Origin of the sequence: Mycobacterium sp., from assembly GCF_052144515.1 — a bacterium.
GTDB lineage: Bacteria > Actinomycetota > Actinomycetes > Mycobacteriales > Mycobacteriaceae > Mycobacterium.
Window position 1 is genome coordinate 1 of record NZ_JBKQQD010000390.1, and the last position, 11383, is coordinate 11383.

Here is an 11383-nt window from a genome sequence, read left to right on the forward strand (position 1 = left end):
TGCTGCTTGCCTCGACGCACTCCCGGGTGTTGACGGGCGGCAGCCAGACCAGCGTCGACGATCTGTGGGCGTTTTGCTCGGCCGCGATATTGCGTCGCGAGGACTGAGCGCCGGAGCTTCGTCGCACGACCTGGTTCAGGTCACGGCTCCGGCGATCTTGAGGCTGATTAGCTCGTCGTCCGATTTTCCGAGTTCGCGCAGGATTTCGTCGGTGTGTTCGGCGAACTGCGGTGCCCGAGTGAGGCTGGCTGGCGTCTGGTCGAATTGCACTGGATTGGCGACCAATTCGCATCGCGCGCCGTCGACATCGACAACTTCGGCGATCATCCCGTTGGCCCGCAGGGCGGGATCGTGGCCCACCTCCCAGGGATCCTGCGCGACGCCCCACTGCCCCTCCATGCCGCTGAACTGTGATGTCCACTCCGACAGCGTCCGGCCGGCAATCTCGCTCTGAAGAATCTCGGCCGCCTCGGCCGTGTTGTCCATGAGCGCCTCGACGGTCGCGAACCGCTCGTCGGTGATCAGATCCTCGCGGCCGATACGCCGGCAGAATTCGGGCCAGTAGCGCCCTAGCTGCAGCATCGCCAGCACGATCCACCGATTGTCGGCGGTCCGGTAGTTGCCCGCCAGGGGATTTGTGCGAGCCGAACTGGTGGTGGGCACGCGCTCCGGCGGCCCACCGGTCAGCAACGCAAAGCCAACCGACAGGGCGTTCGCCCAGGCGCCCACGCCGAGCAGGGAGACGTCGACCACCGAGGTCTCGCCGGTCCGTTCGCGCGCCAGGAGCGCTGCGGCGATGCCGCCGGCGATGGTCATGCCCCCGAGCGAGTCGCCGTACGCGCCGGCGGGCATCTTGCACAGGCCGTCGAACTGCGCCGGGGTGGTTCCGAGCGCGGAGCCGCCCCGGGCCCAGAAGGCAGTGCTGTCATAACCGCCTTTCTCGCTCTCGGGACCGTTGCTGCCGAAGCCCGAGCCGCGCACATAGATGATGTCGGGATTGATCTTGCGCACTTCGTCGACCTCGATGCCGAGCCTTCTGCGCGCCGCGGGCAGGAAGTTTGTCAGGAAAACATCGCTGGTTCGGATCAGCTCGTGCAGGACGTCCAACGCCTCTGGCCGCTCCAGCGCCAGGCCGATGCTGCGCTTCCCGCGGTTGGGGTGCTCCATCAGGGGCGCGAAGGAGCCACTGCCGACCGGCATGCTCATCACCGCGCTGAGGCCGCGTTGGGCGTCACCCCTCTCTGCGTGCTCGACTTTGATTACGTCGGCACCCCAATCCGCCAGGACCGCGCCGGCAGACGGGACAAAGGTGAATTGGGCGACCTCCAGGACCCGCACGCCCGCCATGGGTCGGATCATCAGCTGCTCGCCGGACGGACATGGATCACGTCTGTCATCAATTCACGCGGGTGGCCCACAACGTCGTAGAGGATGTCGGCCACCACCGGCGGGGTCAGCAATTTGGTTCCGCTCATCCGCGTCAGGTAACCATCGGCTTCCCAGAGCGGCCAGGCCCGCTCCAGGTCCCCCGGTCCGAAGTTCTCATGGATTCCGGTATCGGCGACGGCGCCCAGGATAAATAAGGTCACCCGGATCGAGTCGCGGCGCAATTCCTTGCTCATCGCCTTGGTGAAACCACTGAGGCCGTGCTTGGTAGCGGCGTACAGAGTCATCATCGGCATGTCGTCGAGCGTGATTTCGGAGGAGATGTTGATGATGTCGCCGCCCCCGGCCGCACGCAGCAACGGGATGGCCGCGCGGGTGGTGTAGATCGCGGCGACCAGGTTGGTGTTCACCGTCACCGCGATGTCCTCGTCGCTGGCTTCCTCGATCAGCCGGATCCGGCTGGCGCCGGCCGAGTTGACCAGCACGTCCAGCCGACCGAACTGGGCCGCCAACTGCTCGAATGCGGCGCACACATCGGCGCTGCACGTCACGTCGGTGACGATCGGGACGGCGTTGACGCCAATGGTTTCGGCGACCTCGTCAAGCAACAGCTTGCGACGGGCCAGCAACACCACCGTCGCGCCGTCCCGGGCAAACCGTTGAGCCGTCGCTCTGCCGACGCCCATCGAGGCACCGGACACCACCACGACCTTGCCCTCCAAGCTGTAAGACATCCGGGCCTCCATTCCATTTGTCGAGTACAGCGTCGAGTGAAAGTCTGGGCTGTCGCTTAAGTGCATGCGACGTTGCGTATGACGCAGATGCCGTTCTACCATGGCGCGCACATAGTAGTCATCACCTTCGCCCGAGACCTCGTGCCGGTGACCGGCTGGGAAGGAGCGCGACTCGTGGCCACGCCCGTCACAGGTAAAGAAGCTAAGGACTGGGCCTCCCAACATTTGTGGGGCAACTGCAGCTCGCTGTACACGCCGTTCTGCGGTGCCGACGGCGACGACATCGACTACGACGCACTACGTGCGTTGGTGCGGCACTGCCTGGTGGACCTCGACCAGGACGGGATCTGGCTCACTGGTGGCATCGGTGAGTTTTGGTCGCTGACCACCGAGGAGCTCAAGTCGGTCGTCGCGGTCGCCACCGCGGAGGCTCGCAAGGTCAAGCCGGGCGCGCTGGTGCAGGTCATGTCGAGCACGGACACCGCCAAGCAATGCGTCGAACTCACCTTGCACGCCCAAGACCTCGGGGTCGACATCTGCTACATCCTGACCCCATACTTCGAATGCTCCGGCAAGCCCGGCGTGCTGCAATACCTCCAGTACGTCGCCGATCGCACCGACATGCCGCTGGGATTCTTCAATTCCCACTCCACCGGGCTCGTGCTGACCCCAAGCGAATGCGTTGAGCTGTACCGTGAGATCCCGGCGCTGTGCGGGCTGAAGAACGGGTTGCTAGACGCGCAGCACAGCCTGGCCATACATCGGTTCGCGCCGGAGATGGTGATTTGGGAGGCCGACGACGAGGCCGGCATCCGCCTCGGCATACCGCACCCGGGCGCGCTGGGTTCCGCGCTGTACCTCTACGAAAAGCCGGGAGTGCTGTTGTTCTCGCAATGGCGTGATCTGCTGGTGGCCGGCGACTTCGAACGCGCCGAAAAGTTCGCCGCCGAAACGGGTTTGGCGGATATGAAGGCCGCGAGCCGCCGCTATCAGGCCCACCCGGCTAGGCCGGGCACCTTCACGCACTGGGGCTCCGGGTTCAAATTCGGTGCCTCGTTGCTGGGCCTGCCCGTCGGTGACTACCCGCATTCGCGGCCTCCGCAGACGGCCTTTCCCGACGAGCTCAAGGGCCCGATCCGGAGAGCTTATGCCGCATCGGGATTCATCACGCCGTGATCGCCGAGACGCCGGTCCGGGTCGACCGTGACGGACCCGTCGCCGTCGTGACGTTGTCGCGTCCAGGCAAGTCAAACGCGATGGATGGCGAGATCACCGAGGCCCTCCTGGCCGCGCTGGGCTCGCTGTCGGCACGCGGTGATGTCGGCGCCATGGTGCTCACCGGGCAGGGCGCGGCCTTCAGTGCCGGCGGCGATGTCGAGACGATCAAGGAAATGGGACAGGACCGCATGTTTCGCGACGCGATCCTTGGCGCGCACCAGAGGTTGTTCCACACCATGACGCGGCTACCATTCGCGTCGGTGGCCGCAGTCAACGGTGCGGCGGTGGGCGCCGGCGTAACTGTCGCCTTGCTGTGCGACCTCGTCGTCATGGCCGACACCGCGTTCCTGTCCGATCCGCGGGTATCACTGGGCCTGCTCGATGGCGCAGGTGGAATTGTGTTGTGGCCCTTGCTCACCAGCTTGTCGGCGGCCAAAGAGTATCTGCTGCTGGGCGAGCGGTTGGGCGGTGACGAAGCCCACCGGCTGGGTTTGGTGAACCGCGTAGTGCCGCAAGACGACGTGCACGTCGAAGCGTTACGGCTCGCCCACCGGCTTGCCGCGCTTCCGCGGCAGGCCGCCGCTCAGATGCGACGGTTGCTTAACGCGCACATGGACCGAACGGGGAGCCTGCTCGAGGAATCGACCCGCGCGGAGTATGCGTGTTTCGACACCGATGAGCACCGGCTGCAGCTGGAGCGGCTATCCGAAAGGCTCGCCACCCGAGCGGGGAAACGATAGTGGGCGGCGGTAGGCGGCGTTTGGCGCTGGTCACCGGTGGCACCCGGGGGATCGGCCGGGCCGTGACTCAAAAGTTGGCCGCGTGCGGGATCGACGTGGCCGCGGCGTTCGTCAACGATTGCGGCGCAGCTCAGCAGCTTGCCGCCGGCTGCTTGGGCTAGGGCACAACCATCACCGTGCATCGGGCCGACGTGGGCGACCAGGATTCCTGCCGGCGCCTTGTCGGCGAGGTGCTGGAGGCGCACGGCCGGATCGACTACCTGGTCAATAACGCCGGAACGGTCATCGAGCAGCGATACGGCGACATCTCGGCCGAGGACTGGCAGCGCCACCTGGCGGTCAACCTGTCGGCGGCGTTCTTCCTCACCCAGGCGGTCATCACTGCGATGGTCGAGCGCCGGTTCGGTCGCATCGTCAATATCGGGTCGGTCTCTGCTGTGATGGGTAGCCCGGTGCAGATCCCTTATACCGCAGCCAAATCCGGACTCATCGGCCTGACGCGGTCCACCGCGCGCGCTGTCGCCCGCAAGGGGATCACAGTGAACTGCGTGATCCCGGGAAGCTTCGACACCGAGCTGTCGGAGTCGCTGGCCTTCACCGATCGTGACACGGTGACGTCGATGATCCCGGTCGGGCGGTGGGGCCGGCCCGAGGAGCTCGCGCACGCGGTGGCCTTTCTGCTGGACGACCTGTCGTCCTACATCACCGGCGCCGTGCTCACCGTGGACGGCGGAATGAGCATGGGCGGATGACCTGGTGACCCGAGTGACATTGCCCCTGACCGCCGACAGCATTGCCGCTCCCGGCATTCCGGCAGACCGCCGCGAGGAATACCGGCGGCTCGGCTACGTCAGCGATCTCACCATCAGCGCTGCAGTCACCCGGGCCGCCCGGGGATGGGGTGCTCGGCCCGCCATCCGCGAGGCAGCACAACAGCTGACCTACCAAGAGCTGCTCGAGCACGTGGAACGCGCGGCCGCGTGGTTGAGCGGTGCGGGCATCGGCCCCGGCGCCGTGGTGTGCTGGCAAACGCCCAACTGGTGGGAGGCGCAAGTGCTGGCCCTGGCCGTGTGGCATGTCGGCGCGGTGAACAGCCCGATCGCACCGTTTTACCGCGAGCATGAACTGCGCCAGGTCATTGAGCAGGTCCACCCGGCGGCCGTCATCGCGGCCGAGTCGTTCCGCGGCTTCGGGCATGCCGAAGCATTCGACGACCTGCTGGCCGAATACGGGCTGCACGACATCCCCAAAGTCGTGCTGCGCGGGTTGCGGTCCGGGTGGACACCGTTCGTCGATGTCGTCTCGCACGGGCGCCGACGACCGTATGCGGTGCAATCACCCGATGAGCCGTGCCTAGTGCTGTTCACGTCGGGAACTACGTCGAAAGCCAAAGCCGCGGTGCATTCCTCGCGCACATTGCTCGCGGAGACCCGACAACTCGCCGACGCCTGGGGCCTGTCCTGGGAGGACGTCGCCTACATGGCGGCGCCGCTGCAGCACATCACCGGACTGCTGAACGCAATGACGATTCCACTGCTGGTCGGCGCCTGCGCGGTCCTCGCCGACCACTGGGATGCCGACCAGGCCGTCGTCGACATGACCCGACACCGAGTGACCTACTCGGCCGGCGCGACAGTGTTCTTGCAGGAACTCACCCAAGCCGCCTGCGACGCGCGAGTTCGTCTGCCGCTGAGGATGTTCGCCTGCGGTGGGGCGTCGGTGCCACGTGCGGTCATGGAGCGCAGCGAGGAGCAGGGCATTCCCGCGGCCAGGGTCTATGGCATGACCGAGCTGCCGACAGTGACGGTGATGAATCGCGCAGATTCGTTTGACCTGCGCGCGCAGACCGACGGCGCGGTGGCACCGGGCGTCGAGGTGCGCGTCGCCGAAGGCGAATCCCGCCCGCTGCCAACCGGTGTGGAAGGTGAGCTGCACGTGCGGGGGCCCGAGCGCATGCTCGGCTACCTGCACCCCGAGGACAATCAGGCAGCACTGGACGAGCAAGGGTGGTTCCGCACCGGCGACGTCGGCGTCCTCGACGACGCGGGGTTCGTCACCATCACCGGGCGGCTGAAGGACGTGATCAACCGCGGCGGTGAGAAGTTCTCCGCGCGCGAGATCGAAGATCTACTCGTCGCGCATCCCGCGGTGCGGCAGGCCGCCATCGTCGGAGGGCCCGATGCGCGCTTTGGCGAGGTCCCGGTCGCCTTCGTGGTGCTCGACGGGCACGCCCATCCCTCCACCGGCGAACTGGCCGCACACCTGCACGCCACCGGGCTGGCCCGCCAAAAGACGCCGACCGCATGGTATTTCATGGATGCGCTGCCAATGACCCCGTCCGGAAAAGTCAAGAAGTTCGAGCTACTCGCAACCTCGGAAGCAGAAAACAGACGATGAACCTCACGCAGTTTCGCGCCGCCCTCGACCTTGAATCCGCCGGGGGCCGCACAGTTCTTCCGGCCGCCCACCCCACCGCCGAGCAGATCTTCGGCGGCCAGATCCTCGCCCAACTCATCGCCGCCGCCGAGACCGGCCGCACCGTGAAGTCGCTGCAGGTCGCGTTCCCGCAAGGCGGGCGGCCCCGCGACCCGCTTTATCTGGACCTGGAGAAAACCCACGACGGCCGCTCGCTGGGAATGCGCCGCGCCGTCGCCTACCAGGACCAGCCCCTCGGAGGCCGCCGCATCGTTGCCGCCGCGTCGCTCCTTCTCGACCGAGCCGACGGCGAGTCCGACTACCAATTCGACGCTGCCGCGGCGCCAGACCCGTTGACCGCCAAGCCGATCGAGTTTGCTGTCGTGCCCGGCGAGGCTCGCCTGATCAGCGACATCGGACTCGACGATGTCAGCGCCACAGCCGCCGAACTGGCGTTCTGGATGCGTTGCCCCGACTTCACCGACCCCGCGCTGGCCCGCCCGGTACTGGCATACGTCTCGGACTGGCCGGTGATCGGCACGCTACTCAAAGCGGTAACCGGGCTGAGCCAAGAGGACGCGCACGTGCGCCTGCAGACCGGCGTGATCAGCCATTCGATCTGGTTCCACCAACCGTTCGACGTGTCGGCATGGTTGCGGGTCGAGGTCCGCGGCCAGCGACTGGCTGGTGGCCGCGGCTTCGGAACCGGCGCGGTCTACACCCAGGCGGGATCCCTGGTCGCCTCATTCGCCCAGGAGAGCGTGATCAGAAGCTTCAAATAAAGGAGAAGGCAATGGCAGCAGAACATTTCGTTCGATACGAGACCGATGGCCCGGTGGCGGTGATCACCCTTGACCGGCCGCAGGCCGCTAACGCGCAGACGCCGGGCATTCTCAAGGACCTCGACGACGCCTGGCGGCGCGCGGACGAAGACCCGGACGCGCGGGTGATCGTCTTCACCACGACCGGTAAACATTTCTCGGCTGGCCACGACATGTCGGGCAGCGATCCATCTGCCAACGGCCGCAGCCTGCGTCCCAAACGTGCCGAGGATGGAAGGCTGGTGGCCGAGGACTACTACGATTGGGAGACCCGGGGTTACCTGGAATACGCCAAGCGCTGGCGTGACATCCCGAAACCCACGATTGCTGCCGTGCAGGGTAAGTGCATCGCCGCGGGGCTGATGTTGTGCTGGCCGTGTGACCTCATCGTCGCAGCCGACAATGCTCAATTCTCCGACCCTGTCGCGCTGATGGGCATCATGGGTGTCGAATACCACGCGCATACTTGGGAACTCGGCCCCCGCAAGGCCAAGGAGATGCTATTCACCCAGGATTCGGTGAGCGCCCAGGAGGCGCTGCGGACCGGGATGGTCAACCACGTGGTGCCGCTGGAAGAGCTGCGCGAATTCACGATGCAGCTTGCCCATCGCATCGCAAAAACTGACCCGTGGGCGCTGCGCATGGCCAAGCGCGCGGTCAACCACACACTTGACACGATGGGCTTTTCTAACTCGATCGAGTCTTGTTTCGATATGCACCACCTTGGCCACGCGCGTGCGCTCGCGGCGACCGGGGGCAGGACCGTCGTGATGGCGGACCTGGACCGGATGAAGTCCGCCGGCCGCGCTGATTGATGAGTTTTACGTGCGGAATTCGGCGGGTCAGTCACCGGTCAGGAGCTGCACGAGTCGTTGGCGGTCGACTTTGCCGGTGGGAAGCATAGGCAGGTCGTTCTCGTCGACCAGGCGAATGACCGTGGGAACCTTGAACGTTGAGAGGTTGCGGCGGGCGTGGGCAACAATGGTCTCGACCGACAACCGCGCCCCGTTGGCGGGCACGACTACGGCCCCCACCACCTGCCCGCGGACCGGGTGTGGCACGGCAACCACAAAGCTGTGTACGACTTCCGGCATCGAATCCAACACGGACTCGACCTCGGCCGGCGACACGTTAGATCCCGCGGTCTTGATGAGAGTGCTTGCGCGGCCGGTGAAGTGCAGATGGTCGGCGTCGTCGAACCATCCCCGGTCACCGGTGGCATACCAGCCGTCGGGGCGGAACACCTCGTGGCGTTCCCGTTTGTAGATACCGCTCATCACGATCTGACCGCGAACCTGTATCTCGCCCTCTTCACCAGAGGGGACCTCGACGCCCGAGGCGGCGTCGACTATCCGGTGCTGCACGACGTCAGGTAACGGAATTCCGAAGGAGCCGTGTAATTCCGGCGGCAGCGGGGTGTCGGGCACCTCGACCATGGTGTGTGGGCCGCCGGTCTCGGTCATGCCGAGCAGGTTGGGCGCGAGGCCGGGTTCGCGTGGTCGCCGGTCGGGCGGTAGCGCCTCGAGCATGGTGCCGCCTCGTACACTGGACAGGTCGCGCTTGGCGAAGTCGGGATGGTCGGCCATGGCCTGGCTTGCCTGGGCCCAGCATGAGATGAATGTCGCCCGTTCTCGTTCCAGCAGGGCCAGCGTGCTGCCCGCCTCGAATACATCCTGCGCGAGGATGGCCGCGCCGGTCGAGAGTGCTTGCAGCACAACCATCGTCAGGCCGCCCACCCAGAAGAAAGGCATGGGCGAATAGATGCGGTCGGTTGAGGTGACACCGCGATGGCGGGCCAGGATGTAGGCGTGACGTACCAGGCTGCCGTGTGTGTGCACGACGGACTTCGGCTGTGCTGTCGTCCCGGATGTGGTGACCACGACGAGGTCATCTGCGGGCCGCACCTCGTCTTCAGCCGAATATGCCAGCGACGCAGCCGATTCCGTGCGTGACCACGGGGTCGCCCAGGAGCGGTCGCAGTCCGGCCAGACGTGTATCCGCCGCAGGTACGGAACTGCCGGCGCAGCGATGACGGCCCTCCCATCGGTGAGGCCTGGTACCGCCTCCTCGATGCGCTCGACGAGGTCGTGGCCGGCGATCGATTGGCCCATGAGCAGCACCTGCACATCGGTGTGCCGCAACAGCCGCCCGAGTTCCGCACCGGGAGCGAAAGTCGACAGCGGAACGGTGAGCGCGCCGATTCGAGCGGCTGCCAGCCACGAGATCAGCCACTGTGCGCAGTTGGGGAACAGGATCCCGACCCGGGTCCCTTTGCCGACGCCGGAGGCTAGCAGGGCGTCGGCCAACTCCATCGAGGCGGTGTCCGCCTCGGCGAAAGTCAGTCGCTCGCTGTCGGTGACGAGGAACTCGCCGTCGGGTTCGGCGCGCCTGATTCTGAGGAGCTCGGGGATGCTGGCCGGCATGCCGTTCGGCGTCGAATCGTCCGCCGCCCCTGGGGCGCCGGCCATCAGCCGACGTGGACGGGGATGTGGGAGTAGCCGGCGACGTTGGACATGGTGACCCGGCGCAGACCGTCGGTGTCAACATCGAACCGCGGCCAATTTTGCTGGAGGTGTTGGAAGGCGACCCGGCTCTCGAGCCGGGCGAGCCAGGAGCCCAGGCAACTGTGCGCGCCGTATCCGAACGCCAGTGTGGTTGCCCCGCCCCGCAGGGTGTCGAAAGCGTCGGGCTGGTTATAGGCCCGCGGATCACGGGTCGCGGCCCCCGTCACCAACAGCGTGGGAGAGCCCGCGGGAATCGTCGCGCCGTGCAGCGTGACGTCGCGGGTGGCGAAGCGCCCCTGATACTGCGACGGCGGGTTAAGCCGCAGCATCTCCTCGATCGCGCCAGGGATCAATGTGGGGTCGGCGAGCACCAACTCCCATTGGCCGGGATTGCGGTAGAAGGCCATCACTCCGTTGCCCACCAGCTTGGTGACAGTCTCACTGCCGGCGGCGGCGAGAAGCACTGCGAACGTGGCGATGTCCTCGTCGCTGAGCCGGTGCGTCACGCCGGCCTCGTCCTCGTAGGTCGCAGTCACCAGCCTGCTGATGATCAGGTCGTCGGGCTGGCGGCGCTTCTCCTTGGACAGGTCCAGGAAGTAATCGTTCATCGCAAATGAGTCCGCAACGCCGCTCTCGGTGGCGAAGGGGTTGTTCTCCTCGCGGTGCAGGAACCCGTCGGTCCACAGCCGGATCTGCTGGCGTTCTCCGGGAGGGACGCCGAGCATTGAGGAGATGATTTCGACCGGGAACAACGCCGCGAAGTCGGCCACGATGTCGAAATCGTCTCTGCCGCTGAGCGCTTCGACATAGGAGGTGACGACCTCGGTCACCAGCGGCTCCAGATTGGCGATCGCCGCCTTGGTGAACACCTGCCGGACCAGCTTGCGCAGCCGTTCATGCTCCGGCGAATCCATGATGATCAACATGTTGGTGCTCAACCGCTGCCGCATCGACAGCCCATCCAAGGTCACCCCGTAGGCACTGCTGAATGTCTCCCAATCCCGATGCGCGGCAACAACATCCTCGTGCCGGCTTAGGGCGTAGAAGTCCCACCGTTCGCTGTAGTACACCGGCGCCTCATCACGCATCCAGCGATAGGTCTCATACGGGTCGTCGAAGAAGCTGTCGGAGTACGGGTTGAACTCCATGGGGGAGCCATCCTCGCGTGCTTTGGTGGCCGACCCCGCACCGTGATCCGTCGACATCTCAGGCGTCCACCCGCATCATGCTCGACAGCGTGCCGCCCATCACCATGGCGACCTCGTCATCACTTAGCTCTGGGTGACGCCCGGCGTAGCTGAGCGGATCCGCCAGACCTTCTGGATGGGGGTAGTCCGAGCCGAAGAACAGGTGATCGATCGGCACCAGCTTCGCGAGTTCGGCCACGTTCTCCTCCCAGAAGGGATTGAAGTAGACGCAGCGGCAGATGGCCTCCACGGGATTCTCGCTGTAGAGCTGCGGCATCTTCTTGTGGGTGTCGCTGAGGTTCTCCAGCAGCCGGGGCAGCCAGGTCGTTCCGTTCTCCACCATGCCGATCCGAAGCTCGGGAAACCGCGTCAGGAGTC

11 protein-coding genes are annotated in these 11383 nt (G+C 65.9%); 6 read left to right on the forward strand and 5 right to left on the reverse strand.

Annotated features, from left to right (window positions below):
• Positions 1-135 precede the first annotated feature (135 nt).
• Positions 136-1347 (reverse strand): CaiB/BaiF CoA transferase family protein, encoded by a 1212-nt coding sequence (locus ACLP9N_RS26025; protein WP_442410083.1) that lies wholly within the window; start codon positions 1345-1347, stop codon positions 136-138.
• An 11-nt stretch (positions 1348-1358) separates the two neighbouring features.
• Positions 1359-2120, reverse strand: a complete 762-nt coding sequence (locus ACLP9N_RS26030; RefSeq protein ID WP_442410084.1) for an SDR family oxidoreductase — start codon at positions 2118-2120, stop codon at positions 1359-1361.
• 174 nt (positions 2121-2294) lie between these two features.
• Between ACLP9N_RS26030 and ACLP9N_RS26035 the strand changes: the two genes are divergently transcribed.
• From ACLP9N_RS26035 to ACLP9N_RS26060, 6 genes are all read left to right on the forward strand, one after another.
• Positions 2295-3296, forward strand: coding sequence for a dihydrodipicolinate synthase family protein (locus tag ACLP9N_RS26035; RefSeq protein ID WP_442410085.1), 1002 nt, complete (start codon positions 2295-2297; stop codon positions 3294-3296).
• Complete coding sequence (locus ACLP9N_RS26040) at positions 3293-4078, forward strand: enoyl-CoA hydratase/isomerase family protein (RefSeq protein WP_442410086.1); 786 nt, start codon at positions 3293-3295, stop codon at positions 4076-4078. Before ACLP9N_RS26035 ends, ACLP9N_RS26040 begins: the two co-directional genes overlap by 4 nt.
• A 170-nt stretch (positions 4079-4248) precedes the next feature.
• The gene (locus ACLP9N_RS26045; protein ID WP_442410093.1) at positions 4249-4830 is read left to right on the forward strand and encodes an SDR family NAD(P)-dependent oxidoreductase; all 582 of its coding nucleotides are present in this window, start codon (positions 4249-4251) and stop codon (positions 4828-4830) included.
• 4 nt (positions 4831-4834) lie between these two features.
• Positions 4835-6475, forward strand: a complete 1641-nt coding sequence (locus ACLP9N_RS26050) for an AMP-binding protein (RefSeq protein WP_442410087.1) — start codon at positions 4835-4837, stop codon at positions 6473-6475.
• A complete protein-coding gene (locus tag ACLP9N_RS26055; protein WP_442410088.1) occupies positions 6472-7275 on the forward strand; it encodes an acyl-CoA thioesterase in 804 nt (267 codons plus the stop codon). Before ACLP9N_RS26050 ends, ACLP9N_RS26055 begins: the two co-directional genes overlap by 4 nt.
• 11 nt (positions 7276-7286) lie before the next feature.
• A complete protein-coding gene (locus tag ACLP9N_RS26060; RefSeq protein ID WP_442410089.1) occupies positions 7287-8129 on the forward strand; it encodes an enoyl-CoA hydratase in 843 nt (280 codons plus the stop codon).
• Between the two features lie 27 nt (positions 8130-8156).
• Here ACLP9N_RS26060 and ACLP9N_RS26065 read toward each other — a convergent pair whose 3' ends face one another.
• From ACLP9N_RS26065 to ACLP9N_RS26075, 3 genes are all read right to left on the reverse strand, one after another.
• Positions 8157-9782, reverse strand: coding sequence for a class I adenylate-forming enzyme family protein (locus tag ACLP9N_RS26065; protein ID WP_442410090.1), 1626 nt, complete (start codon positions 9780-9782; stop codon positions 8157-8159).
• Positions 9782-11023, reverse strand: coding sequence for a cytochrome P450 (locus tag ACLP9N_RS26070; RefSeq protein WP_442410091.1), 1242 nt, complete (start codon positions 11021-11023; stop codon positions 9782-9784). Before ACLP9N_RS26070 ends, ACLP9N_RS26065 begins: the two co-directional genes overlap by 1 nt.
• Before the next feature lies 1 nt (position 11024).
• Positions 11025-11383 (reverse strand): amidohydrolase family protein (locus tag ACLP9N_RS26075; RefSeq protein ID WP_442410092.1); only part of this gene is annotated, 359 nt, incomplete at its 5' end.